The 24,975-nt window shown below is 61.0% G+C and carries 27 protein-coding genes; 10 read left to right on the top strand and 17 right to left on the bottom strand.

Annotated elements, in window-relative coordinates; genetic code table 11:
* Nucleotides 1-5 precede the first annotated feature (5 nt).
* Nucleotides 6-1,655 carry a glycosyltransferase family 39 protein gene (locus tag HXX25_RS00710; protein WP_187166555.1) on the top strand — a complete coding sequence of 550 codons (1,650 nt, stop codon included), beginning with the start codon at nucleotides 6-8 and terminating at the stop codon, nucleotides 1,653-1,655.
* Nucleotides 1,656-1,658: 3 nt separating this feature from the next.
* Nucleotides 1,659-2,567, top strand: a complete 909-nt coding sequence (locus HXX25_RS00705; protein ID WP_187166553.1) for a hydroxymethylglutaryl-CoA lyase — start codon at nucleotides 1,659-1,661, stop codon at nucleotides 2,565-2,567.
* On the opposite strand, the gene HXX25_RS00700 is transcribed toward HXX25_RS00705, so the two are convergent.
* The 6 genes from HXX25_RS00700 to cysS form a co-directional block, all read right to left on the bottom strand.
* On the bottom strand, nucleotides 2,554-3,414 hold the full coding sequence (locus HXX25_RS00700) for a glycosyltransferase family 2 protein (RefSeq protein ID WP_187166551.1): 861 nt from the start codon (nucleotides 3,412-3,414) through the stop codon (nucleotides 2,554-2,556). The two genes, HXX25_RS00705 and HXX25_RS00700, sit on opposite strands and share 14 nt — an antisense overlap.
* On the bottom strand, nucleotides 3,411-4,631 hold the full coding sequence (locus HXX25_RS00695) for an O-antigen ligase (RefSeq protein ID WP_187166549.1): 1,221 nt from the start codon (nucleotides 4,629-4,631) through the stop codon (nucleotides 3,411-3,413). Before HXX25_RS00695 ends, HXX25_RS00700 begins: the two co-directional genes overlap by 4 nt.
* 12 nt (nucleotides 4,632-4,643) lie before the next feature.
* Nucleotides 4,644-6,575, bottom strand: coding sequence for a threonine--tRNA ligase (gene thrS / locus HXX25_RS00690; protein WP_187166548.1), 1,932 nt, complete (start codon nucleotides 6,573-6,575; stop codon nucleotides 4,644-4,646).
* Entirely contained in the window at nucleotides 6,572-6,922 is a 351-nt protein-coding gene (gene yidD, locus HXX25_RS00685) for a membrane protein insertion efficiency factor YidD (RefSeq protein WP_187166546.1), read from the bottom strand. Before yidD ends, thrS begins: the two co-directional genes overlap by 4 nt.
* 123 nt (nucleotides 6,923-7,045) lie before the next feature.
* Nucleotides 7,046-7,495 carry an iron-sulfur cluster assembly scaffold protein gene (locus HXX25_RS00680; protein WP_187166544.1) on the bottom strand — a complete coding sequence of 150 codons (450 nt, stop codon included), beginning with the start codon at nucleotides 7,493-7,495 and terminating at the stop codon, nucleotides 7,046-7,048.
* Nucleotides 7,496-7,663: 168 nt separating this feature from the next.
* On the bottom strand, nucleotides 7,664-9,040 hold the full coding sequence (gene cysS, locus HXX25_RS00675) for a cysteine--tRNA ligase (RefSeq protein ID WP_187166542.1): 1,377 nt from the start codon (nucleotides 9,038-9,040) through the stop codon (nucleotides 7,664-7,666).
* 219 nt (nucleotides 9,041-9,259) lie between these two features.
* Between cysS and folE the strand changes: the two genes are divergently transcribed.
* Nucleotides 9,260-9,877, top strand: coding sequence for a GTP cyclohydrolase I FolE (folE, locus tag HXX25_RS00670; protein ID WP_233346749.1), 618 nt, complete (start codon nucleotides 9,260-9,262; stop codon nucleotides 9,875-9,877).
* Nucleotides 9,878-9,915: 38 nt separating this feature from the next.
* Here folE and HXX25_RS00665 read toward each other — a convergent pair whose 3' ends face one another.
* Nucleotides 9,916-11,046: a redoxin domain-containing protein gene (locus tag HXX25_RS00665; protein ID WP_187166538.1), complete on the bottom strand. Its 1,131-nt coding sequence runs from the start codon at nucleotides 11,044-11,046 to the stop codon at nucleotides 9,916-9,918.
* Between the two features lie 159 nt (nucleotides 11,047-11,205).
* Between HXX25_RS00665 and HXX25_RS00660 the strand changes: the two genes are divergently transcribed.
* Complete coding sequence (locus tag HXX25_RS00660) at nucleotides 11,206-12,198, top strand: RluA family pseudouridine synthase (protein WP_187166536.1); 993 nt, start codon at nucleotides 11,206-11,208, stop codon at nucleotides 12,196-12,198.
* On the opposite strand, the gene HXX25_RS00655 is transcribed toward HXX25_RS00660, so the two are convergent.
* Together HXX25_RS00655 and HXX25_RS00650 are read right to left on the bottom strand one after the other, a co-directional pair.
* Nucleotides 12,195-12,956, bottom strand: coding sequence for a cupin domain-containing protein (locus tag HXX25_RS00655; protein ID WP_187166534.1), 762 nt, complete (start codon nucleotides 12,954-12,956; stop codon nucleotides 12,195-12,197). The genes HXX25_RS00660 and HXX25_RS00655 overlap by 4 nt on opposite strands.
* A gap of 138 nt (nucleotides 12,957-13,094) precedes the next feature.
* The gene (locus tag HXX25_RS00650; protein WP_187166532.1) at nucleotides 13,095-13,745 is read right to left on the bottom strand and encodes a TetR/AcrR family transcriptional regulator; all 651 of its coding nucleotides are present in this window, start codon (nucleotides 13,743-13,745) and stop codon (nucleotides 13,095-13,097) included.
* Between the two features lie 169 nt (nucleotides 13,746-13,914).
* Between HXX25_RS00650 and rpoH the strand changes: the two genes are divergently transcribed.
* Nucleotides 13,915-14,811, top strand: a complete 897-nt coding sequence (gene rpoH / locus HXX25_RS00645) for an RNA polymerase sigma factor RpoH (RefSeq protein ID WP_187166531.1) — start codon at nucleotides 13,915-13,917, stop codon at nucleotides 14,809-14,811.
* A gap of 65 nt (nucleotides 14,812-14,876) precedes the next feature.
* Complete coding sequence (locus tag HXX25_RS00640; protein ID WP_187166529.1) at nucleotides 14,877-15,878, top strand: YdiY family protein; 1,002 nt, start codon at nucleotides 14,877-14,879, stop codon at nucleotides 15,876-15,878.
* Here the strand turns inward: HXX25_RS00640 and HXX25_RS00635 are convergent.
* A complete protein-coding gene (locus tag HXX25_RS00635; RefSeq protein WP_187166527.1) occupies nucleotides 15,875-16,519 on the bottom strand; it encodes a lysoplasmalogenase in 645 nt (214 codons plus the stop codon). The genes HXX25_RS00640 and HXX25_RS00635 overlap by 4 nt on opposite strands.
* Before the next feature lie 2 nt (nucleotides 16,520-16,521).
* Nucleotides 16,522-18,219 carry a serine protease gene (locus HXX25_RS00630; protein WP_187166525.1) on the bottom strand — a complete coding sequence of 566 codons (1,698 nt, stop codon included), beginning with the start codon at nucleotides 18,217-18,219 and terminating at the stop codon, nucleotides 16,522-16,524.
* Between the two features lie 204 nt (nucleotides 18,220-18,423).
* Between HXX25_RS00630 and HXX25_RS00625 the strand changes: the two genes are divergently transcribed.
* Nucleotides 18,424-18,870 (top strand): hypothetical protein, encoded by a 447-nt coding sequence (locus HXX25_RS00625; RefSeq protein ID WP_187166524.1) that lies wholly within the window; start codon nucleotides 18,424-18,426, stop codon nucleotides 18,868-18,870.
* Here HXX25_RS00625 and HXX25_RS00620 read toward each other — a convergent pair.
* Genes HXX25_RS00620 through HXX25_RS00605 form a run of 4 tightly spaced genes read right to left on the bottom strand, consistent with a single transcriptional unit; the run spans nucleotide 18,867 to nucleotide 21,662 of the window.
* On the bottom strand, nucleotides 18,867-19,679 hold the full coding sequence (locus HXX25_RS00620) for a PhzF family phenazine biosynthesis protein (RefSeq protein WP_187166522.1): 813 nt from the start codon (nucleotides 19,677-19,679) through the stop codon (nucleotides 18,867-18,869). The two genes, HXX25_RS00625 and HXX25_RS00620, sit on opposite strands and share 4 nt — an antisense overlap.
* A complete protein-coding gene (locus HXX25_RS00615) occupies nucleotides 19,676-20,176 on the bottom strand; it encodes a DUF1254 domain-containing protein (RefSeq protein ID WP_187166520.1) in 501 nt (166 codons plus the stop codon). The genes HXX25_RS00620 and HXX25_RS00615 overlap by 4 nt, the downstream gene beginning before the upstream one ends.
* Entirely contained in the window at nucleotides 20,173-20,787 is a 615-nt protein-coding gene (locus HXX25_RS00610; protein ID WP_187166518.1) for a DUF1214 domain-containing protein, read from the bottom strand. The genes HXX25_RS00615 and HXX25_RS00610 overlap by 4 nt, the downstream gene beginning before the upstream one ends.
* On the bottom strand, nucleotides 20,775-21,662 hold the full coding sequence (locus tag HXX25_RS00605; protein WP_187166516.1) for a thioredoxin family protein: 888 nt from the start codon (nucleotides 21,660-21,662) through the stop codon (nucleotides 20,775-20,777). Before HXX25_RS00605 ends, HXX25_RS00610 begins: the two co-directional genes overlap by 13 nt.
* 151 nt (nucleotides 21,663-21,813) lie before the next feature.
* Between HXX25_RS00605 and HXX25_RS00600 the strand changes: the two genes are divergently transcribed.
* The gene (locus HXX25_RS00600) at nucleotides 21,814-22,635 is read left to right on the top strand and encodes a class I SAM-dependent methyltransferase (RefSeq protein WP_187166515.1); all 822 of its coding nucleotides are present in this window, start codon (nucleotides 21,814-21,816) and stop codon (nucleotides 22,633-22,635) included.
* Here the strand turns inward: HXX25_RS00600 and HXX25_RS00595 are convergent.
* Nucleotides 22,626-23,288 (bottom strand): glutathione S-transferase family protein, encoded by a 663-nt coding sequence (locus HXX25_RS00595; protein ID WP_187166513.1) that lies wholly within the window; start codon nucleotides 23,286-23,288, stop codon nucleotides 22,626-22,628. The two genes, HXX25_RS00600 and HXX25_RS00595, sit on opposite strands and share 10 nt — an antisense overlap.
* A gap of 307 nt (nucleotides 23,289-23,595) precedes the next feature.
* Between HXX25_RS00595 and HXX25_RS00590 the strand changes: the two genes are divergently transcribed.
* Entirely contained in the window at nucleotides 23,596-23,739 is a 144-nt protein-coding gene (locus tag HXX25_RS00590) for a hypothetical protein (protein ID WP_170108313.1), read from the top strand.
* Between the two features lie 127 nt (nucleotides 23,740-23,866).
* On the top strand, nucleotides 23,867-24,190 hold the full coding sequence (locus tag HXX25_RS00585) for a YkgJ family cysteine cluster protein (protein ID WP_187166511.1): 324 nt from the start codon (nucleotides 23,867-23,869) through the stop codon (nucleotides 24,188-24,190).
* Nucleotides 24,191-24,306: 116 nt separating this feature from the next.
* Here the strand turns inward: HXX25_RS00585 and HXX25_RS00580 are convergent, their stop codons facing one another.
* On the bottom strand, nucleotides 24,307-24,786 hold the full coding sequence (locus HXX25_RS00580) for a GFA family protein (protein WP_187166510.1): 480 nt from the start codon (nucleotides 24,784-24,786) through the stop codon (nucleotides 24,307-24,309).
* Nucleotides 24,787-24,975 lie beyond the last annotated feature (189 nt).

Below are 24,975 nucleotides of genomic sequence, written 5' to 3'. Positions count from 1 at the left end.
AGACAATGATGGATCAGCTGATTGCCGGACAAAGGGCGTGGTGGATTATCGCAGCGCTGGCTGCGATTGCGGCCCTTGCCGGTGTGTTCACGGTCCAGCCCCTAGACCGCGATGAATCACGTTATGCGCAAGCCACAGTGCAGATGCTGGAAACCGGCGATTTCGTCGAAATCAATTTTCAGGACGCGCCGCGGCATAAAAAACCGGTCGGTATATACTGGATGCAGGCCCTTACGGTGGGCCTGCTGTCTGATGCAGATGCGCGACAGATCTGGGCCTATCGCCTGCCCTCGGTATTCGGGGCCATGCTGGCCGCTCTCGGGTGCTTCTGGGTGGGCACCCGCCTGATGAGCCGCGAAGCGGCGTTTGTGGCGGCCGCCTTGCTGGCCGTTTCAGCGCTGCTGGCCGCCGAAGGCGGCATTGCGAAAACCGATGCCATACTCGCCGGTCTCACCACGATGGCCATGGCCGCACTGGTGCAGCTGCGATATGGCGGCGGCAGATCGGCGGCGCTGATCTTCTGGGCGATGCTCGGGCTCGGCGTGCTGGTCAAGGGGCCCATAACGCCAATGGTGGCAGGATTGACGGTCGGCGCTCTGGTCTTGTGGGAACGACGTGTCGACTGGCTCAAGCCGCTGCTTTTCTGGCCCGGCCCGCTTCTGGCTGCGGCCATCGTCCTGCCCTGGTTCATTGCCATCGAGCTCAGCAGTGAGGCCGGCTTTATCCAGACTGCCTTTCTGGACGATCTGGCCCCCAAGCTCACTTCCGGTGATGAAAGCCACGGCGCCTGGCCGGGCTATCACCTGCTGCTTGTACCGCTGCTGACCATCCCGTTCGGGTTCTATCTTTTGCCGGGCCTTCACCGCGTCTGGACCAATCTCAAGACACCCGAAACAGCTTCTGCGGCACGATTCCTTCTGGCCTGGGTCATTCCGTCATGGATCGTGTTCGAGCTGATGCCGACCAAGCTGCCGCATTATGTACTCCCGCTCTATCCGGCCCTCGCGCTGATCGCGGGGCTCGGCTGGCAAGCGCTGCGTGAAGCCCCGGTCTGGAGCCGTTATGGCTCGATCGCTGTCGGACTGACCGGTGGCCTTCTGTTTGCCGCGCTGATGATCGTCGGCAGCCTCAATTATGGTGGTTCTGCCATGACCGGCTATGTCGCGGCGGCCATATTTGGCCTGCTGGTGCTGGGGCAGACCATCGAGGTCTACCGGAAACGGGCCATGACCGCCCTTGCCCTGGCGATCTGCGCCAACCTTGGCGGACACTTTCTTTTAAGGGGTGTTGTCATTCCCGGCGCAACCGATCTCAACCTGTCCGAACGGGCGGCGGCCGCCACACGCCAGATGGTCTCGGCAGCGGGAGAAACGCCGGTGGCGTATCTGTCGAGCTATACCGAGCCCAGCCTGGTCTTTGCGCTGGGAACCGAGACGCGCCTGCTGGAGTTTTCCGAGCTGGCCGATGCGGTTTCGGCGTCCGAGGGTCCCGTGATATCGATAGAGGACTCGTCACGGTCCGACGCCGACATCGCCGCGCTGAGCCAGCTGGAGACCAATGTCTGCGCAGTTCAGGAAGTGGCGGGCTATAATTATTCACGCGGCCGCGAGACGGTTCTGATCGTCCGGCTGCACAATTGTGAAGAGGGAGGCTGAAACATGCCCCGTCCCATTGAAATCGTCGAAGTCGGTCCGCGCGACGGGCTGCAGAATGACCCCGTCCTCATGCCGACGGAGGTCAAACTGGAGTTTATTGATCGCCTGATTGCGGCGGGCGTGAAACGCATGGAAGCTGCCAGCTTTGTGCACCCGAAACTGGTCCCGGCGATGGCGGATTCCGACACCATCATGACGAAAGTCCCGCGCGATAAAGGCGTCAGATATATCGGCTTGGCATTGAATGAACGCGGTATGCGCCGGGCACTGGATGCGAAATGCGACGAGGTGAATTTCGTGATGGTGGCGTCCGAGGGCTTTGGAAAGCGCAATCAGAATGCTACTCCGGAAGAGACCGCCGACCTGTTCGACAAGATCGCGGTCCTTGCCCATGACGATGACGTGCCTGTCTCGGTCACAATCTCGGTGGCTTTTGGCGATCCCTTTGACGGCGAGGTGCCCGTTGATCGTGTAGCCATGCTAGCGGGGCGAGCAGCCGCCGCAGGTGCCATCGAGATTGCCCTGGGAGACACGATCGGCGTGGCCAATCCGTGGGATGTCCGGGAACGGATTGATGCCGTCCGGAACGCGGCGCCCGATGCCCGGCTGCGATTGCACTTTCACAATACGCGCAACACTGCGATGGCCAATATCTATGCCGCTGTCGAAGCCGGAGTGGATGTGATCGACGCCTCCGTCGGCGGCATTGGCGGTTGTCCCTTTGCGCCGAAAGCAACGGGCAATGTGGCGACAGAAGATGTCGTCTACATGCTGGAGCGGGGCGGATATGACACCGGTCTCGATCTCTCCAGACTGATCGAAACCGCCAAATGGCTGGAGGCCGAAGGTCTGAAACACCCGGTCGATTCTGCTCTGGCAAAGGCGGGCGGGTTCCCGCCTAGCGCCGGATAAGCCCGATCACTTCCATTATCAGCGCCCGCAACATGATCGCAGTGAAGATAAACGGGGCGGCGATCAGCGTCGCCAGACGCCCTGCCGTGCCGGTATTGAACTTCCAGAAATAGCGCAGGAAGCTTTTGGCCTTCTCGAGTTCAACGGCAAACCGGCTGGTGCGGCTGGAGCCGCCAACATGATGGACTATGGCATCCGGGACGAACCAGACGCTGGAAGCGCGCCGGCACAAATCGACGTCTTCCACGTGGAGGAAATAGCCTTCATCGAAACCGCCGAGTGCGTCAAATCCGGATTTTGACATCAGGAAGGCCGCGCCCGAAATGGCTCCGACATTGACCGGAGCCTCTGGCAGAGGCTCGCCTTCCATGCCGAAAGGCCTGACCCATCCCGTTTTCGAGATTCCGCTGAACGTCGCCAGTGCCCGCCCGAGCGTGAGCCCGCGTCGGCGTGAACCGCTTTGCTCCTTGCCATCGAGGCCAAGAATGCGGGCACCGGCCAGGGCCGTCGTTTCGCCCTCCGGCAGGGCCTCAATCAATTGCCGCGCCGCGCCGGCCTCGGGCCTGGCATCCGGATTGATGAAAAAGAGATAATCGCCGGACGCTTCCTTCGCGCCGATATTGCAGCCCTTGCCGAAGCCGAGATTTTGGTCGGTCCGGATCACACGCAGGCGAGCATGGTCTGCCGTCAGGGCGTCCAGCCTCTGGCGCACATCGTCCGGGTTTTGGTGGTCCACGAGGATCAGTTCGGAGATATCCGGATCTGCCCGCACGGCATGAATGGAATCAAACAGAGCGGGGCCTGTTTGCCAGCTGACCATGACGGCGCTGATCACCGGGGCCGTCATGCCGCTTTGGGGCGCGCCGACAGAAACGTCGTTCCGGCAATGGCCAGAGCGAGCGCCGCAGCATGCCATTCCTGCCAGATGCCATAGCTGAAGAAGATGAAGCAAAAATAGGCCACGGCCACCCAGGCAATCGAGGCAGCTTGTAGTCGCGACAGCAGGGGCGCGCCAGCGATGCGCCCGCCCATCATGACCAGGGCAAAAGCGATCAGAATGGCCCCGAACGCCCCGGTCTCCATCCAGACCTGTAGCGGCGCATTGTGAGGATGAAGCGGGAGAAGCTGCTGCACAGTCCCGCGGATTTCCGCCTCGCCTTCGATGACGCGGCCGGCATCCAGCCCCCATCCTGTCCATGGCCTTTCGGACAGGAGGGTGCCGGTAAACCGCCAGATTTCCAGCCGGATTTCCCAGGATTCCGGCAATCGCGACCGGATGCTTTCCGGCAAGGCCCCGGCAACTGACGGGAGGGTCAGGGGCACAACGATGAACGCACCCGCCATTCCCCCGAAAATCGCGGACAAGGCACCGCGTGGCCAGGCATAGGCCAATGCCGCTGCGGCCACCGCCGCGATGAAGGCGACGGTATTGACCTCCAGCCCGAAGCCCAGCGACATCATCCCGGTAATGGCGAGCAGAAGCAGGCCAATCAGCGGCCCGCCTTCCCGCCAGGCCAGAGCCGCAGCCGGCCCGGCAAACAGGATCGCCAGCAAAGCGCCGTGACCGAGGCTGCGGTTGACTTCATTGGTGGTGTGCAAGTCACCCGCCGGAGCGCCTTCGATCAGGATTTTGTAGGCGAGCGTCGCTTCACCCTCATTCACGAATTCGGCAAAGAGATAGATGGATGCCATGAAGGCCATGAAGAGGAACATGGCTTCGGCGCGTGCCCGCCACCTGCCTTCCAGATGGGCGATGGCGAAGGCCAGCGCCGCATAAAGCGGGATACCGGCGATCAGCTTGAGGGCCTGATCCGGCCGGTCATAGGGCGACCATGTCCAGCTGAGCGCTGCCCAGCCCACGAAAAGCGCGGCGAGCAGGGCCTCCCAGGGCGGGTCCTTTCTGAGGCGCAGAATCTGCTTCCACGGCAAAGCAATGAGACCGCCCAGCGCGATGAAGGGCGGAAGGGGAAGGCCGCCGGCAATGGCCGCCACCCCGGCGAAAAACATCACGACGACCGCCGTTATTCCGGGCCTTGTATGGCCTTTATCCGGAAGGGCGGTCATCGTGATGATATCCTAGACCCGCTTCAGGTCCGGGGGCGTCGCGCTTTCGGCCAGCCGCTGCGTGGCCTCATCAAGCCCCAGGATTTCCTGCTGCTTGTTGCCTTCACCGAGGAAGCGGAGCGCCACCTGACGGTTTTCGGCTTCTTTCATGCCGACGACGGCAATCACCGGCACCTTGCCGACAGAATGTTCGCGGACCTTGTAATTGATCTTCTCGTTACGGAAGTCGGTTTTAACCCGCAGCCCGGCCTTGCGAAGCGTGGCTGCGACCTCCTCGCCATAGCTGTCCGCTTCCGACGTGATCGTCGCGACCACGACTTGGAGCGGGGCCAGCCAGAGCGGGAATTTGCCCGAATAGTTCTCGATCAGGATGCCGATAAAGCGTTCGAATGACCCCAGGATGGCGCGGTGCAACATGACCGGGCGATGCTTGTCATTGTCCTCGCCGACAAATTCAGCATCAAGGCGTTCCGGCAGGACGAAATCGACCTGCAGCGTGCCGCACTGCCAGTCACGTCCAATAGCATCGCGCAACACGAATTCCAGCTTGGGACCATAGAAAGCCCCCTCACCCGGATTGAGGATCATCTCGACACCGGCCGCTTCCGTGGCGTCTTTCAACGCTTTTTCCGCCTTGTCCCACGTCTCGTCCGATCCGGCGCGCGTTTCCGGACGGTCGGAAAACTTCACGACAAAATCTTCGAAGCCGAGATCCTTGTAGACAGAATTCAGAAGCGCGATGAATTCCGCCGTTTCGCTCTCGATCTGGTTTTCCAGACAGAAGATATGCGCATCATCCTGCACAAAGCCGCGCACCCGCATGAGGCCATGCAAAGCACCGGATGGCTCATAACGCGAGCAAGAGCCGAATTCGGCCATGCGCAGCGGCAGATCGCGATAGGATTTCTGACCCGAGCGGAATATCTGGACGTGGGCCGGGCAGTTCATCGGCTTCAGCGCGAGGACTTCGCCGTCTTCGGTCTGGGCTGTGAACATGTTTTCCCGGAATTTTTCCCAGTGACCGGATTTCTCCCAGAGCGAGCGATCAATGAGAGAGGGCGTCTTGACCTCCTCGTAATTCGCATCTTCCAGCCGGCGGCGCATATAGTTTTCCAGCGTGCGATAGAGCGTCCAGCCCTTGTCATGCCAGAAGACCTGACCGCGCGCTTCTTCCTGCATGTGGAAGAGGTCCATCGCCTTGCCGACGCGGCGGTGGTCGCGTTTTTCCGCTTCCTCCAGACGCATCAGATGGGCGTTGAGTTGCTTGTCATCCGCCCATGCCGTGCCATAGATCCGTTGCAGCATGGCGTTGCGGTGATCGCCGCGCCAATAGGCACCGGCGACCTTCATCAGCTTGAAGGCCTTGCCGATCTTGCCCGTCGATGGCAGGTGCGGCCCGCGGCAAAGATCAATCCAGTCGCCCTGACGATAGATCGTGATGACCTCATCCTCGGGCAGATCGCTGATCAGCTCGGCCTTGTATTTTTCGCCCATATTCTGGAAATGCGCGATGGCCTCATTGCGATCCCAGACTTCGCGCACGAAAGGCAAGTCGCGATCGACGATCTCGGCCATGCGCTTTTCGATCGCCTCGAAATCCTCCGTCGAGAAGGGCTCGTCGCGGGCAAAATCGTAATAGAAACCGTCCTCGATGGACGGTCCGATCGTGACCTGCGTGCCCGGGAACAGCTCCTGAACGGCCTGTGCCAGAATATGCGCGGAATCGTGACGGATCACTTCCAGCGCCTCGGGCATGTCGCGCGTGATCAGTTCGACACGGGAATCCCCGTCGAGCGGGCGTGTCAGATCCCACTCCTCACCGTCGACTTTGGCGATGATGGCCTTCTTGGCCAGTGACTTCGATATGCCCTCCGCGAGGTCCATCGGGCTGGCGCCGTCGGGAAGCTCCCGTACAGCCCCATCAGGCAGTGTTACGTTTATCATGTCTCTTTGTCCTGTTGTCCGGACTGGCCGTTTGGCGTGTTCCTAGCCGCTTCGCGCGGCAGGCGAAAGCGGTGAAGCGCCCACCAGGGCACATTCGTCTGCTTTTCCGGTGCCGGATCATAGCCGTGACTGCCTCCGGGGCGGCATCTGGCGATGCGCCCCAGCGTCAGCCAGATGGCCCGCCACGCCCCCTGATGGCGCACGCAATCGACGCCATAGGCCGAGCAGGTCGGCTCATGACGGCAGCGCACGCCCAGCGCATAGAAAACGGGCGAGAGCGTCCATTGATAGACGCGCACGGCCGCGATCAGTATCGCGCTGAAGGGTTTGAACGAGGTTTCGCTCATAGGCTTGTTGATCCTGAACACCAACGGGACACACCCGTTAGCCAGTTATGTATTTGAATTGGCTTGCTTTGGGAATTCCGGACCGGCGGGGAATGTCTGCTGGCAGGGCAGACACCACCGGCCCTAGCCGGTTGCGGTTGCGGTGGTGGTGGCTGTCAGCGCCGCATCACAGGCTTCGGCTGCGGCCTCGAAGGCCAGCCGGATGGAGGCATGGCGCTGAGGATAATCGCGGGCATTTTCCAGCTCGGCGAGCGCGGCAAAGCGGCCTTGGGGCGCAGGTGCGCCCTTCAGCATAGAGGAAAGCGCATCGCGGGCCTCGCGGATTTCCCCGATCGAGGCGCCGATGGCATTGGCACCCAGCACCGACGCCGAGGCCTGGCCGAGCGCGCAAGCCTGCACTTCCAGACCGATATCGGAAATGAGGCCGCGATCCAGACACACATCGACCTCGATGGATGATCCGCACAGGCGCGAGACACGGCGCGCCGAGCCATCGGCGCGGGCCAGCCGTCCGATGTGCGGAATCTCCGCGGCGAGACGTAAAATCCCGCTGGAATAGAGTGCGTCATTCATTGCGTCGGGGATATATGGTGTTTCTCCGCGAAACGCCAGCCGGCGTGTTTTTGAGGCCTCCTTCGAGGCTCGCTGTCGCTCGCACCTCAGGATGAGGTAGAGTAATCGTGCGCGCCCACCCACCTCATGCTGAGGTGCTTTTCGCTAGAAAAGCCTTGAAGCACGCAATCACCCCATCCGCCAGGTCGAACCTTCCGGGCCGTCATCGACGAGGACCTTGCGTTTGTCGAGTTCGTTGCGAAGGGCATCGGCACGGGCAAAGTCCTTGGCCTGACGTGCCGCCGTGCGATCGAGAATGAGCTGATCGATCTCCGCGCGTTCGGCCTCAGACAGGGCATCAATGCCGAACCATGCATCGGGCGAACCTTCCAGCAGGCCGAGCGCATGACCGCCCGCCAGCAGGTCAGCGGCGGCCGCCTGACGGTCCGCGTCGGTTTCCGCCCGGTTGGCCGCGCCCGCCAGCGCAAACAGCGCCGCCAGCGCCTTGGGCGTGTTGAGATCGTCGGCCAGAGCCGCTTCCACCGTTTCCGGCACGTCTGAAGCCGGCTCCGCCTCGATCCGGCGCAAGACACCATAGAGACGGTCCAGAGATTTCTGCGAGGTGTGCAGGAGCTTCTGCGTCCAGTCGAGCGGGGCGCGATAGTGCGCCGTCAGCAAGGCATAGCGCAGCACCTCTCCGGGCCAGTCCTTGATCAGGTCATGGACCAGTTTCACATTGCCGAGTGATTTGGACATCTTTGTCGATTCCATCGACAGAAAGCCATTATGGAGCCAGAAGCGCGCCATCGCCTTGCCGCCATGGGCGCAAACAGATTGCGCAATCTCGTTTTCATGGTGCGGGAATTTCAGATCCGTGCCGCCGCCATGAATGTCGAAAATCTCGCCGAGATGCGTTTCCGCCATGGCCGAGCACTCGATATGCCAGCCTGGACGGCCGCGGCCCCACGGGCTGTCCCAGCCCGGCTCGCCCTTTTTCGCCGGCTTCCACATGACGAAATCGGCGGGATCCTTCTTGTAGGGCGCGACTTCCACGCGTGCACCAGCAATCATGTCGTCGCGGTCGCGGCGCGACAGCGCGCCATAGCGGTCATAACTCTGCACGGAAAACAGCACATGGCCTTCGGCTTCATAGGCGTGGCCGCTCCCGATCAGACGGGCGATCATGTCGATCATCTCGCCGATATGCTGCGTCGCATGCGGCTCCAGCGTCGGCGGCAGGACGCCCAGCGCGCCGGTATCCTGCCGGTAGATTGCAGCAAACTTGTCGGTGATGACGTCAATCGGTTCACCCAGCTCGCGCGCGGCCTCGATGATCTTGTCGTCCACATCGGTGATGTTGCGCGCATAGATGACCTGCTCTTCGCCATAGGTGCGGCGCAAGAGACGGAACAACACGTCGAACACCACCGGCGGACGGGCATTGCCGATATGCGCATAGGACCAGACGGTCGGGCCACAGACATACATCGTCACCCGTTTCGGATCGCCGGGCACAAAGGCCCGCTTGTTTCCCGTCAGCGTGTCGTGCAGTTGAAGCGTCGGCATGTGAGCCAGTCCTATCGTTTTCCGGATTAAACGTATAAACTCCAGCCTTCCCCTATGGACGGCGCGAATTCACGCCCTACATAGCGGTCTCGCACGGTAAGCGAAACCGGAAGAACTTCGGACGGCTGAGTTTTGACGTCCTGTACTTCGGTCCGGAAACCGGAACTACACGGAATACGTATGTATTCCCAACCCGAAAACGGAAGGATCATGGACTCCATGGACGCCAAAATACCCGAAAGCCTGCGCCCCGAAGCGGCAACCCCGGCTCGCCCGAGCCGCGAAGAAGCCGAGGCCGCTGTGCGCACGCTGATCGCCTGGACCGGCGACAATCCCAATCGTGAAGGCCTGCTGGATACGCCCAAGCGCGTGACCAAGGCGTTTGAAGAATGGTTCTCCGGCTATGATGCCGATCCGGCGAAAGAGCTCTCGCGTGTGTTTGAAGACGTGCAGGGCTATGACGATATGGTGATGCTCACCAATATCGACGTCGAGAGCCATTGCGAACACCACCTCGCCCCCATCCTCGGCGTGGCGCATGTCGCCTATCTGCCACGCAAGAATGTGGTCGGCATTTCCAAGATTGCCCGCGTTGTGGAGATTTTCTCCAAGCGCCTGCAAACGCAGGAAACCATGACCGCGCAGATCGCGGATTCCATCATGGAAGCGATGGATGCGCGCGGCGTGGCGGTTCTGATCGACGCCAAGCATCAGTGCATGACGACGCGCGGTGTGCATCACCCCAATGTCTCGACCATCACCACGACTTTCGCCGGTGAGTTCAAGTCCGATGACGAGCTGCGCGGACGTTTCATGCGTCTGGTGGAGCGGGCCTAGGGCCTGTCGCTTGCAGGTGAATGTGACGCGGCGGCCGTCTATCCGCCGCGGGCCTCCTGCACGGATTGCTCATTGTAGAAGTGGCTGATGAGATTGTAGCGCACGCCACGCGTCGTCTCCTCGATCTCGTGCAAAAGCGAGGACGAAAAGACCAGGGCCGTGCCGGGCGCGCCGCGATAGCCCTGCTCGGCATATTCGCGGAAGACCAGCGCGCCGCCATCATAATCATCGTTCAGGCTGATCGAGAGGGCAAAGCGCCGGTAGGCGCTGGAGGCGGCGATATTGTCGCGGTGGCCGATTTCAATTCCATCGCGCGGGCCGGCATAGCGGGCAATGTGAAGGGATTCGCGCTGGGTCACCTCGAAAGCGAAGGCCTTGCGGATCATCGGAACAACACGCTGATGCAGGCGCTGGTCGATGCGCTGCAAAATCGCCTGATTGTGGATGACATGGTCGATGCGGTCTTGCCGATTGTAGTCGCTGACCGGCAGTTTCAGGCCCTGAGGGCCAGGCGCGGCGGTCTTTGCAATCGCGAAATCGCCGCCCGTATCGCAATGCTCTATCAGCACACGGCAATCGTCCAGATCAAGCGCGTTGGGTATGATCAATACCGGCGCATGGCCCGGTATCCAGTGGCGCGCCGTGGCGGCCTCTTCCGCGAGCGCCTTGACCTGCGCTGCGGCGGCCTCGGCCGATCCGGTATCATCCATGATAGACCTCACTTGACGGTTGGGCGTTACAAGGACGGTGCGCGCCACCAGCCGTCCGGGAATATCGGTGCCTTTGGCCAGGCCGTATTGCGCGAAAGCGGCCCCGTTGGCATCGCCGCAGACCGGGGCGGTGAGGCCGGTTTCAGCGCGCAGCCGGTGTGCCCGGCCGGCATCGGTATCCGCGGTAATGACGATCAGGCTGGCATTCGCCCTGGCAAGGTCGGCCTGCTGTGCGGCGAAACGGCCCAGAAGCGTCTGAACCGCGGGGTCTGCGAGTGAACCACAGAAGACGAGCACGAGCGGCCGGCCGGCAAAGGCGTCCTCGAACAGGCGCAAGGCCCGCCCGTCCTGATCCATCAGACTGGCATCGGCTGCCGTATCGCCCGGTGTGATGGCCTGAACATAGGCTTTCAGCAGCGGTGCGGCTCGCTCATGGGCGGGACGGAGATCAGGCATCATGGTGTCCACCCTAGAACGCTCCGCCAGCCAGGAACAGTCCCGAAGACCAGCCTTTCTCCGGCCGTTTCACAGATTGGCCGGCCGCGCCCGGGCACCCGGCGGGACCCGGGAAAGTCAATCAAACGTGACGGGGCGGGAAAGTTGCGCTAATGCGCGCACATGACCGCCCCCATCACCCTCACAGCGACCACCAAAGGCCTGCGGCTCGACCGCTGGCTGGCGGACGAGATCGAAGACTATTCCCGCTCGCGGCTGAAAAGCCTGATCGAGGACGGGCGTGTCACCTGTAACGGCGAGCCGGTCCTGAACCCGGCCACCAAGACGATCGCGCGGGCCGTCTATGTCGTGACCATACCGGCGCTGATTGCGGCTGAACCCAGGCCCGAGGCCATTCCGCTGGATGTCGCCTATGAGGACGATCATCTGATCGTCGTCAACAAGCCGGCGGGCATGGCCGTGCATCCGGCGGCCGGCCATTCGACCGGTACGCTGGTCCATGCCCTGCTGCACCATTGCGCGGGCAGTCTGTCCGGCATTGGCGGGGTGGAACGTCCGGGCATTGTGCACCGTCTGGACAAGGATACATCGGGCCTTCTGGTGGCGGCGAAATCCGATGCTGCCCACCACGGTCTCGCGGATCAGTTCGCCGAACACACCGTCACGCGCGCCTATGTAGCCTTTACGCGCTCCTCGCCGGAGCCGCGAGCCGGACGCATTGTAACCCGGATTGCGCGCTCGGACACGGACCGCAAGAAGATGGCGGTGGTGAACAAGAGCAACAGCATTGCCGGCAAGCAGGCGATTACCAATTACGAAACGCTGAAATCCTATGGCCGTGAAGGCGGCGCCATGCTGGGCCGCGGACTGGCCGCCAAGGTGGAATGCCGCCTCGAAACCGGGCGCACGCACCAGATCCGCGTGCACATGGCGCATATCGGCTGTCCGCTGCTGGGCGATCCCGTCTATGGACGCGGGCGCTCACACAAGCTGAAAGAGCTGGATGACGGCCGTGCCTTCAAGGATTTCCGCCGTCAGGCCCTGCATGCCCGCCTGCTCGGCTTCATCCACCCGATCACGAAAGAGGCGCTTGAATTTGAAGCGCCTCCCCCGAAAGACATGTTACGGCTCGAATACTTTCTCGAGTCGTTCTAGGCGCCTTCGCCGAACATGAAGAGGAAGAAGTGCGCGTCCTCGTCATACGGGTTCAGGAATTCATGACTGACTTCGGCCGGGATGATCATGAAATGGCCTTCTGAGAACTCGGAATCCACGCCATTGATCCGCGCCGTCATCCGGCCTTCCGTGACGATCAGAAGCGTGGGAAAGGGATTGGTGCGGCTGAGCGGATCTTCATTGACATGCTGTCCCGGTGAAACCGAGCCAAAGCCCGAGCGGAAACCGGGTTGATAATAGATAATGCCCGCATTACCGCCATGGACTTCGCGCGTTTCCTGTTCGGCGTAATTGACGACTTCCGGGAAGCCCCGTGTCCAGAAATGGAATACATGGGTGAGGATGGCCGGATTGAATTCCGCCCCGTCCATGAGGCCGATATCCATTGGCGTGACGTCCGTTGAGAAAGCCTTCGCCATGGCCGTATAGGCACTGATCTCGCCGCGGTCGATGCGTTCGAGAATGTCGCCGGTCGCCGTATAATAGAATGTCGGTGCCGACGGATCGCCCGGGCGGACCTCATAGCTGCGGGCTTCGTGGTTCAGCGAAACCGTCCACATTTCGCCATTGACCTCGACACCGAATTCCTCATCGGCATCAAACGTGACGTCGTTCGCGACATAGTCAGCGGCATAGCGCTCGAGAATGGATGCGGTGCCGGTGGATTGTGCATTCGCCCATCCGGCGGAAAGTAGAATCGCGGCAGTTGCCGGGATCAGAGTTTTGAAGACAGACATATTGACCTCTAGGTTTATCGCGCCCCCAAGCGCTAACTCACCAATTGTTTAGTTAAACTCTCAGGTCGTTGGCAAGTGCTTATATTTAAAAAGAAAAATAAATTTTCAGTCTGCATCCAAAGGCGGGCTATGATGCATCTAACCGGGTTCGGACGGGTTTTCCGCCACAAGCCCGCGGGCGAGCATTTCACCAACGAATTCAGCGAATTCCTCCGGATCCGGATTGGTGAATGGCAGCCGCCCTTCCGACTGCATTTTATTGCGGAAAGGCCGGGTGATGCTGAAAAATACCAATGCCCCCACAAGTGTCAGGTGAACCTGATGCGGATCGGCCTCGCGAAATACACCCGCCAATTGCCCGCGCTCGACAATCGCCCGCGTGACCTCGAAATTGCGGGCAAGGCTGGCAGCGGCTTCCGGGCGCATCTGCTGAGTGCCGGACAGATAATCCTGCACCAGCATGCCCGGCAAATAAGGCGCAGCTTCAAAGCTCCGCGCCAGGGCTCTGGCGAAGGCCGGGAGCCGGCGGGCCGGCGGGCTGGCCTCAAGCGCATCAAGGTCGACGCGGGCCAACACCTTTGACACACCGGCGTCAAGAACAGACTGGTACAGACCGGTCTTCGAACCGAAATAATAGGCGACCATGGCCTTGTTGAGCCCGGTCTCGGAGGCGATCATATCCAGAGATGTGGCCGAAAACCCGCATCTGGCAAAGAGCCGGCCGGCGGCGTCCACAAGCGCGGCCCTCGACGCTGCCGCATCCCTCGATTTCCTGTTTGTACGTGCCATGGGACCAATCTGCCGGAGAACCGGTCTTGCCGGAAGCGCCAATTACGTTGAAACAAAGCTGCGGGCGATGCGTTTCGCTCACATGTCATAACTTCGCCGTGATACCCTAGCAATGCTCAGGGATGCTTCCTAACTAGGTCTGGAACACGGAGTGTAAGGGGACAATAGAATGGCTAATACAATCTCCCTGTCGCTTTCTCCCGAAGAAGGCCTCAACCGCTATCTTTCCAATATCCGGAAATTTCCGATGCTGGAAAAAGACGAGGAATTCATGCTGGCCAAGCGCTGGCGGGAACACGAAGACACGGGCGCAGCCGAGAAGCTGGTCACCTCGCACCTGCGCCTCGTGGCCAAGATTGCCATGGGCTATCGCGGCTATGGCCTGCCGATTGCCGAAGTGATTTCCGAAGGCAATGTCGGCCTGATGCAAGCGGTCAAGAAATTCGACCCGGACAAGGGCTTCCGTCTGGCGACCTATGCCATGTGGTGGATCCGCGCCTCGATCCAAGAATATGTCCTGCGCTCCTGGTCACTGGTGAAAATGGGCACCACGGCCGCCCAGAAAAAACTGTTCTTCAATCTTCGCCGCATGAAGTCGAAAATGGCGGCCCTGGAGGATGGTGATCTGAAGCCTGAACAAGTCGAGGCCATCGCCACCAAGCTGGGCGTAACCGATGACGACGTCATCAGCATGAATCGCCGCCTGTCCGGACCGGACGCGTCCCTGAATGCCCCCCTCAAGGGCTCTGAGGGCGATAGCGAATGGCAAGACTGGCTGGAAGACGACAAGGGCGTCAATCAGGAAGCCGAACTGGTCGAACATGACGAGTTTGATCAACGCATGCTGCTTTTGCAGGACGCGATGGCAGACCTGAATGAGCGCGAACGCGACATCATCCAGCAACGCAAGCTGACCGATGAGCCCAAAACGCTGGAAGAGCTCGCCGAGGTCTACAAGGTCTCGCGCGAGCGCATCCGGCAGATCGAGGTCCGCGCCTTTGAAAAGCTCCAGCAGGCGATGAAACGCGCCGCGGCCGAAAAAGGTCTGGTGTCTGAAGACGCCTGAGCCTTCGCTCGACATCTCCCCCCGGGCGGACTAGGTCCTGTTCCATAATTCATGGAGCAGGACCTATGTATTTGCGTATCTTTCTCGTCATTCTGTCTCTTGCTGTGACGGCACCGGCCTTTGGTCAGGCGCTGTCAGAGGATTACCGGCGGCTGCTCGCCGAAGCGGCCCGGACTCAGGATGACGCAGGATTTGCGGAAACGGTCGACCTGATCGCGCGCGTCACGCCGGGCGGGGCACCGGCGGTGCTGAATGCGCTCGCCGGGATTGCACCGAACCGGCTGAGCCTCGCCGAGAATCGCTTCCTCGCGGCAGATGTCGGCGTCACAAATCAGCTCGTTGATCTGCCGGAAACCGCAGAACCGCCGGCAACCGAACCGCTCGATGTCGCCGAGCCAGCGGCTGACGGGTTCCTTTTTCTCCAGCCGATATCGGGTTGGTCCGGACGCCTGTCCGCAGGCTTGCGTGTGGATAGCGGAAATTCCGATCAGCAGGATTATTCACTCGGCCTTGGCATTGCGCGCGATCTCGCTGAATGGGGCTTCGAGGCCGGTATCGATTATGCCTATTCGGAATCCGGCGGTACCGCCTCGCGCGATCAGCTTTCTGTCGACGCTCGTGGCGAACGCGATATCGGCAACCGGTTCTCGGTTTTTCTCGGTGGCGAATATGATCAGGATCAGCTGTCCAGCTTCGATTATACGGCCTTTATCAGCGCCGGTATCGCCTATCGCCCGGCCATGCCGGAGACTATGAACTGGGTGCTGCGCGCCGGTCCCGGTATCCGCTATGTCTCACCAATTGCCGGTCCCGAAGAAAGCCAGTTCGCGCTGGATCTGGGCTCGGACTATGAATGGCAGATCACCGAAACGAGCCGCTTCACCTCCGAAACCACCGTGTTGGTTGCGGAATCCTCCCGCGCCGAACAGACATTTGCCTTCATCACAGCGCTCAGCGAGGCTTGGGCCATCGAAGCGTCGTGGCGGTACCGGCACGAATTCGAGCCGCTGCCCGGATTCGAGGAGGGCGATTCCCGCTTCGATATTTCGGTCGTGCGAGAGTTTTAGGGCCGCGCCCTAACAAGCCCCAGCGTCAGGCAGAATTGCGCCGCGACATAGCTGATCCAGACTGCGGGTCCGCGCCAGGCCGGGTCGTAGTCCTTGAACAGGTCCAGCGCGATCAGGCTGTCGGATGCGACAAACAGCACGGCCCCGATCACGGCCAGCCAGCGGGCCCGTGACAGTACGGCCAGCGCCGCCATGACCAGAATGATGCCGTTGTAAATGGTTGCGGGTACCCGCAAATCGCCCATGCCGGGCTGGAACCAGTAAAGAACCAAGACTCCATAAACAAGAATGACTAAGGCGAGTGGTACTCCCCAGGGCGACCGCACGCCGGTGCTCCGCAATATGCGCAGGAAAATCCAGCCATAGAGGAGATGTGCCAGGCCGAAGGCCGCGATCCCGAGCGTCATTCTCTCCGGTTCCAGTGCCAGCATGGCATCGCCGATTGCGGACAGCGCCAACGCCATGGCGAGCAGATAGGCACTCCTGCGCGCCGCATAGACTGAGAGCAGGAGAATGCCGGAGGCTTTCAGCGCCACCGTGCCCGGATACTCGACCGGCAGGCCATAGCCGGTCATCAGATAGAAGAAGGCCAGAAGGGCCGACAACCCGAGCAGAATAAATCCGGAGCGGTTCTCTGACATGATTACTGGTCCTCTGCCTTGCCTATCACCGGCGCATCCGGGTCTTGCCCTTCGCCCGGCTTTCCGGGGCCACGTGGACGGGGGCTGCCTTCACCGATCTCGCCCGCGGCGAAAGCCTCATAGAACGGAACCCAGGCGTCCGAGCGGGTCGCGATGTTTCGGGTCGGCCCTGCTTCGCTTTCTCCATAACGCGAGTCCGTGGCAATGACATAGAATTGCCTGTCCCGTTCCACAAACAGGGGGGAGCCGGAATCTCCCTGAACGGTGTCACACTGGTGGGCCATCGTGTTGTTTTCATAAACCGTCTCCACCACGCAGCCGATATTGCCGGACAGATTGTCGCCCGTGTCATAGCTATAACCGGCCTGGTAGAGGATGGCCTCGCCATAGGCCTGCAATGGGGCAGGTAATACCGCCGGTATTGCTGCGGCGGGCGGCGTTTTGCCGCCATTGCCGGTCGCCTCGTGCAAGGTGCCGATATCGGTTGAACTGGCTGCAGCCGGCCGCATCAGGAAAAGATATCCGCCGCTGATCAGCATGGCCAATCCCGACAGGCCGAGGATGATCCGCACCGCCTTGTTGCCGACGGCAATGCCAATCACAAAAATCAAAAGGCCCGCCCCCATCAGGACGAGCGGCAAATTCGCCTGCACCCATCCCGTTGCCGCAAATGCCGGGGCTTCATCAGCATCCTGTTCCGGCGCGGCGTCATCTATGGCGACGGCCTGTGCGGCCAGCTGGAACAGGCCGACAGTCTCCAGCGACGGGGCTTGCCCGTCGCGCCAGATATCAGCCTCATAGGAGGCAATCCCCACCCAGCCGAGCTGATCGCCGAGGCGATCATTGATCCGCAAGAGCGCCCAGTCATGCGGGCCGCTATCGCCCGCGGTCGACGTTCCACTCCGCGTTTGCTCGGGCGGCAAGTAATAATCGATGATCTGGCTTGTGGGCGTATCACCGTCGAGCATGGTCCCCGTTTCGAACTCGCCGCGGGCATCAATACGGCCCTCATGGAGAATGCAATGTGCGGCGGTGACCAGAATATCAGGGCCGATGAGCGTCGCCGTACAGGCACCACCCTGATCCATTGTGATCTGGCCGACAACGGCCCAAGGGAAAATCGAGGTATTCAGGGAGACCCGGTCGTCATTGCCGAAATGATGGCCTTGCAGGGTCATCGGGCGTTCGCGTCCGAGGCAGTCCGCGCGGTCGGTTCGCGGCGCACAGCTGCCATCGCCGCCTAGCGCTTCCTCCTGGCAAATATCGTCAAAAGCCGTTGCACAACTGTCTGTCTGGAACCGAAGGAAGGCCACGTCGGCGCAGTCGGTCCGGTCGGTTCCCTGGACGCATGCGCCGGTTCCGAGGCTTGGCTCATCACACTCGCCGTCATTGGCCCACTGGCAGCTATCGTCTTCGGCATCGGTGAGAATGCGCCAACAATCAGAATGGTCAGTGTTTATTTCACAGGCTCCGGTGCCATACCGCGGGTCATCGCATTCATTGTCGTTGGCCCAACGGCAACTATCATCGCCCTGGAAATCGGCGGGAATATCGGTCGCCGGTGTCATGCCCGGCTTGTCCTGCACGATGCGCAACCACTGACCAATATCGCTGGCAGACATCTGACCGGCCTCGTCGGCGGCCAGCGCGCCCGACGTCAGAATCGATAATGCCAGAATTGCAATAGAAAGAACCCGCATCTTTTGCCCCGAAAAACCCAGCCCCTGTGGCCGACAAACTAGCTGCAGAATGAGGACCGGTCCATGACGACGTGCCGCCAAAACGATGGAGCGCTTCGTCCCGTATCTTTCCTGAACCTGTCGTTCAAATTCCATACAGATTCGTTTTGCTAGCCCTTTTCCGGCATCAGGGACGTCGCAATCGGAGGCTTGATGATGAAAGGCTTGGCAAAAATTCTATCCGCTGCGGGATTTCTCTCATTGGCAGCGCTCGCTGCGCCGGTCGCCAATGCCGGCGTCTGGCATCTCGATGCGGCTTCGTGCCCGGATCTGCGCGAAGACCGGCGTGATGCCCGCTACAATGAAGGCCGGTTTGATCGACGCGAAGATCGACGCGACATGCGTGTGATCGAATGTCCCCCACGGTCCTGGACCTATGTCGCTGACCGGTATGAACGCCGCTATGGTATCCAGCGCGGATCGGGCGGGCGCCGCGGCACGCCAGGTATTGTCTACATCAACGGGAATAACCAGTTTTACCGGATTGCCCGCAATGGCCAATATGTTCCAATCCAGGTCGTGGTGAACGATCGGCGCCGTGGTCGCTATAGCCGGCCGCATCCGGGCCGGGGTCATGGCCATGGCCCGCGTCCGCGCCGTTACAATTACTAGAGCCGTATCTCACCCTCGAGATAACAGGTGGCCCGCCCCGTCAGAATCACCCGGCCGCCCACCGGTTCCACTTCCAACGCCCCTGGCCGCGGCCCGATTTGACGGGCTGACAGCCGGGGGCGGCCCAGTTTTTCGCTCCAGTAGGGTGCCAATGTACAATGCGCGGATCCTGTGACCGGGTCTTCATCGACACCCGATGCGGGTGCAAAAAAGCGGGACACAAAATCCACATTCTGCCCGGGTGCCGTCACAATGACGTTGGTGAAGGCGCTTTTGAGAAGGCCCTGATCCGGTCTCATATTGGCGATGGTCGATTCGTCGGCGAACATCATCATCTGATAGTTTGCGCCATGTACCCGATTGACGTTGACCGTCTCGACCGGCTCACCGGCTCCCAATGCCTCGATGACAACCGCGTCCGGTATAGCCGGCGAATACGGAACGATCGGCAGATCCATCGCAAAGCGGTCTGCCGATGTTCTCGAAACCGTCAGATCGCCCGACCGGGTTGCGAAAACTGCCGTATCTCCAAGCACCATGGATTTTTCAAAAAGATACGCGCCCGATGCAAAAGTCGCATGGCCACATAGCGCCACCTCAACCGTTGGCGTGAACCAGCGCAGTTGCCAGTTATCGCCGCCCTGATCGACCAGAAAAGCGGTTTCGGACAGATTATTGGACGCGGCGATGCCAAGCAGCACATCATCTCCCGGGAATTCATCGAGCAAGCAGACGCCCGCCGGATTGCCGGTGAACGGCGCGGTGCCGTCGGGAAATGCGTGAATTTCTGCGTAGGGAATTTGTGTCATGAGGGCTCCAAAGCTTCGCAGCTATCATCCTGACGCCGGACGGCATCGGCGTGCGTCAGGGCGTCGGTATTTGTGACCAAGCGGCGAATAATGGCGATACCGCGCGGGCCTCCAAGGTCAACATCAGCACCGCCGCCATCAGCAACGGAAAGGATGATATCACCGGACGCCTGCATCTCGTTGACGGCTGCCACATTGTCGGTATTGCCCGCGAAAACCGAGAGCGACATGTAACCGCCCCAATCCGCCGCCCGGATCTGCACGGGCCCATCGGCCAGATTCAACAGGCAGACCGAATAGAGCAAATCCGGCGACGGCCGGACGACGCGGCGGCTTGTTTCATCAGTTGGCGGTACATGCGCTATCGTGTTTGGCGTTGCTCCGACGGACGCCAGCCGCGACATGGCGGTGTTCATGGCGAGGCGGGGCAAATACCAGAGCGTTGCGGCATGCGCACCGGCGACCAGCGCGATAAAGACAATAAGGTAACGGATCACGATGCCCTTTCCCCCTCGCAACCCAGCCGGACGATGCGGGGCGTGACGAGCGCACTTTCGGGCGAATCGAGTATGGCCTCGCTGGCATTATAAAGGCGATAAATCAGGTCAAAGCGGCCGGCATTCCGGCTGGAAATCCAGAAAGAGCCGTCGTCCGGATCGGTGGCCTGGATTGTGGCGCGCCAGATGCCATCCGCGTCGATCACAGCTCGTGTCATATCGATCGAATGAGCCCCGTCTTCGTTCCGGGCAAGATAGTAGTCGTCGGCATACAAGGTGACCGACCACCAGCGCGCATCCGGAACCTCGCCCTCGATGACATAGGCACAGTGATCCCGTAGCGTTTGCCCCTCATCGTCAACGGCGCGCAGATAATAGGTCGCTTCCTCGCGGCGCAGGCCCAACAGACCACGGCGGGCCACGAAGGCCCGCGTGTAGGGGTCTGCGGTTGTTGAGCCGATAGCCGGGTCGCTGGTCCAGTGGTTCAGCTCGATGGCGCGAAACAGGCCGGGCGGGTTCAACGGCAGCCAGCCCGCCAAATAGAGCGCCGAGCCCACGCCTGTTGCTATTGCAAGACTCACGGTGAGCAGCCAGCGGATCACAATTCCCATCCGTCTTCCTCCCATGGAAAAAGGACCTCGCCGTAGTCGGGGAATGCGAGCCGGATTTGGGGCCGGTTTGCGTCCAGTACTTCAGCGAGCTCCGGCGTCAGAATGGAGCCCAACTCGAAAAGCGCATCCCGTACGGCCTCGCGGGCTTCGGAATAGAGAGCGTTGAGATCTTCGCGCATGCGGCCGCGATGGCGGTCAATATCGTATTCTACCGAATGAAAGAGCTCGACTATGCGGGTGGCGTCCTCGTCATTTCCAGCGGCTGCGAACTCCTCATCAAGCGTCGCGCGCCACTCCTGAAGCATGACGTAGGCATTCGACAGGCGGGCGCCCTCTCGGTTTTCCCATTCCTCGATTTGCGCGATCAGTGCGGCATAGGTTTGCGAATTCTCAACAACGCCGCCGCCCGGAACCGAGAAGGCAAAGCGGCGGAAATAATTCACGACGTCCTGATGATCGCGCGAAAATGCAGTATGCCAGCTATGCATTGTGCCCCGGTTCACGAGCCCAAGATCGGGATCAATGATCAGAACGGTCGGGGTGCCGTAAATCGTTGGCACACCGTATTCCCGCGCAATATCGAGATTGCGATGGCGCCAACCGACGTCGATGTGAACGACCTCGTAATTCTCGGAGAGGATCTGCTGCATGTCCGCTTGGGAAAAATGATCGACCAGGCCATGGCTGTCATGACACCAGTCTGCGCCGAACACCAGAATCACGCGGGTCGAATTGGCAACGGCCTGCGCCATGGCGGCATCGACATTCGCCCGAGCATCGGCCGTTTCGATAAAGGGATTTGCATCGCCGTCAATAGCGCGAACGGGGGCCGTCAAAACGAACAGGCAAAGCGCAGCAACCCAAAAACGTAACATGGTGACTCCTGATGATCTGGTATCTGACCGCATAGAACGATTTGCGGACCGCGATGTCGAGCGTGGGTCTGCACGCTGGTCACAAGCCTGCGCCCGCGCTAGGTTCCGGCTTGGGAAAAATGGATATTTTGGCAATGGGAAGCGGGATTTCATGACAGTCGAGTTGAGGCCAATCCTGCGCGCTTGTCCGAGTTGCGGCACCGATGAGCCACGTGATCTGGGACTGGGCCGAAGCCCGTGGACCATTGGCGAATGTGGCGCTTGCGGGTTTGCCTATCTGACCGCGGCGGCGTCGTATGCCGATTTGTCGGATTATTATTCCTGGGACAAGGCCATCATCATCGAGGCCGGGCGGCGCAAGAAGGCGCAGCCCGTGGTGCAATGGCTGGACCAGAAAACGCGCTGGCGGCTGCATCTTTTTCCCCGGCCGGAGACCCGCACCTTCCTTCAGGATCTCGTGCCGGGCGGCCATGTCGTCGACATTGGCTGTGGCAGTGGCAAGCAGGGGCTGGCTCTGCCGGACCAATACACGCCGTTTGGCGTAGAAATTTCCCGCACACTGGCGGAGGAGGCAGATGCCGCTTTCGCAGCGCGCGGCGGAGCCTGCCAGCATGCACCGTCTTCAGAAGGGCTCGGCAGGTTTGACGCCGACATGTTCGACGGGGCGATGCTGAATTCCTACCTGGAGCATGAGGCCGAGCCCCTGCCCGTGCTGAAAGCCCTGCACCGCGTGTTGAATCCGACCGGTGTGGCGGTGGTGAAAGTGCCGAATTTCGCCTCCTGGAATGCGGCGGTGATGAAGCAGAACTGGTGCGGTATCCGCCTGCCGGATCACGTCAATTACTTCACCCCGGATTCGCTGCAGGAGATGGCGGAAGCGGCGGGTTTTACGGTCGCGTTTCCGAAGCTGACCAATCTGCCGACCAATGACAATTTCTGGGCCTTCCTGCGTCCGGCACCGGCTCAGGCGTAATCATAGGGCCCGCCTTTTTCCAGGGCCGCCTGATAGGCCGGGCGGGCGTGAATACGTTTCAGGAAATCGCCGATGGCCGGTGTGTTTTCGACGCCGGCGCGTGCGGCCACGCCTTCCAGCGGAAAGCTCATCATGATGTCGGCGAGCGTCATTTTATCTCCGGCAAACCAGCCGGTCCTTGACAATTCACCCTCCCAATAGGCGACGTGCTGGGCAACGCGCGGATCGACGAAGGTTTTCAGCGCCTTGTCGGCGACGCCCTTGACCAGAGGCCGGAGGAGCGCGCTCGCGCCGAGCGGCAGCCGGGTGAAGATCAGTTTCAGGAGCAGCGGATTCATCGCCGAGCCTTCGGCATAATGCAGCCAGTAGGTTACCGCCCGCGCCTGCGCACTGCCGGGCTCGACCGCCATGTCGCCGAGCCCGTGGGCCTCGCGGATATATTCCAGGATAGCGCCGGTTTCGGCGACGATAATGCCGTCCTCCTCGATGACCGGGGATTTTCCCAGAGGATGGATTTTGTAGAGGTCCGGCGATCCGGCCATGGTCTTCGGATCGCGCTCATAGCGTTTGACCTCATAGGGCAGGCCCAACTCCTCGAGCAGCCAGAGGACACGCTGGGAACGCGAATTTTCAAGATGGTGGACGATGATCATGGCGCTGGCTCCGGGTGCGGGTTGGGATGTGGAAACTAGAGGGGCGGGAGAAAAAATCGAGCGGCGGAAAATTTTCCGGACTCCAGTTTTTGCAATTCCGTCTCCTACTACGACGACTACTAAAATGACGGCGACGCCGATTCCGGCGGCAGCACGACACCGCGCCGGGCGCGCAGTCTAACGCCCGGCCCCGCCTTGCGGATAAATTCCGGATACGGCGCAATCGACACGTGATAGACTGATCCTCGTGCCGGCATCGGGCCGGCGCAAAGCGGAAGGCGCTCGGCCTTCCTGAAGGGTTATTCCCATGGCCAAGGGCCAGCAGAAACAGGGCCGCGAGGCGAAAAAGCCAAAAGCGGAAAAGAATATCAAGAAGAAGCACAATGCCTCCGAACCCTCCCAGAAGACGGGTCAGGTCGGCGGGCTGGAGCATATGAAGAACCGCAAATAGACGTGCGCCCTTCCGGGCTGTTCATCGGCCCGGAAATCCCTCTTGCCGGACACCTGAAGACGCCCTATCTGCCCGTTGCCGCGGGCCGATGCGGGCGGCCGCATCCGCGCGGTGGATGTCTATTCCCATGTCCAGTGCGGCGTATGATTGCGTCACTTGCGGGGCGTGCTGTTTCAGCCGCAATCCGCGCTATCTCGTTCTATTGCCGGAAGATGCCAGCCGGCCCCTGCCGCCGGACCAGCTGTTTGAAGAGGGCGGACGCACCTTCATGGATTTTTCCTGCGGGCATTGCGCGCATCTGAAGCTGGCGGCCGGACAGGCACTGTGCGGCGTCTATGAGCACCGCCCCGAAGCCTGCCGCGCCTTCCGCGCCGGCAGTTTCGAATGCCAGCGCGCGATCCGGGCGAATGGCGTGATGGGGGAGAAGGTGCGGGAGACGGTCGCTGCATAGCGGCCGCGCCTACGCTCCCGATGTCTGAATTTTGCGGCCGAGTCATCGCCCGAGCGCGGCGAGGCCCCGGCCAGTGGCAAAACAGATCCAGCTGGCGATCCGCCGGATCATGCCTCTCAGCCCTTGCCGAGGCGGCGCGTGTCCAGCGCGTCAAACCGGCCAAGAGAGTCCGCCGGCCATTCCGCCTTCATGCTGTAGAATACGTCAAATGCGCGAACATCTTCCGGCAGGTCGATGAAGGGCGCTTTCGAGCGTGTGAAAATGTGCACGTCGGGCGGACAGGCCGCCGGATCGTCCAGTGTCATGGCGCGGACAAAGACCAACACCTCGCGGCGGCCATAATCGCTCCACAGCGCGGTCAGGCAGTCTGAACACCGCCAGACATCATGCGGGCGGCCGCTATCGGTTTTCTGCTGCGTGCGCACCGGCTCGCCGGAGACCAGCCTGATCCGGTCCCGCTCGATCAGGGCATTGACGGCAAACGGCCCGCCGGTCTGCTTCTGGCAATCCCGGCAATGACAGCCATGCACGAAGAGCGGATCACTGGTGAGTTCGTATTTGATACTGCCGCAATGGCAGGCACCTTTATGGGTCATGGTGTTGGCCTCCGGGTTGGAGGCCCAGACTGACGGGTGCGCGAGGGTGGGGCAAGCAGTCTTACGGTGTCCCCTCACCCTTCACATCCGCCTTCCTCGCGGAAGCCGGACGCTCTTCCCTCTCCCTCAAGGGAGAGGGAAAGGATGCGAAATCGTGCAGCGATGAGTGTCCGAGGGTGAGGGGGTGTT

The sequence above is a fragment of the Hyphobacterium sp. CCMP332 genome, assembly GCF_014323565.1.
Lineage (GTDB): Bacteria > Pseudomonadota > Alphaproteobacteria > Caulobacterales > Maricaulaceae > Hyphobacterium.
Note: the sequence above shows the minus strand (reverse complement) of the source record. Positions and strands in the feature narration are given on the sequence as shown.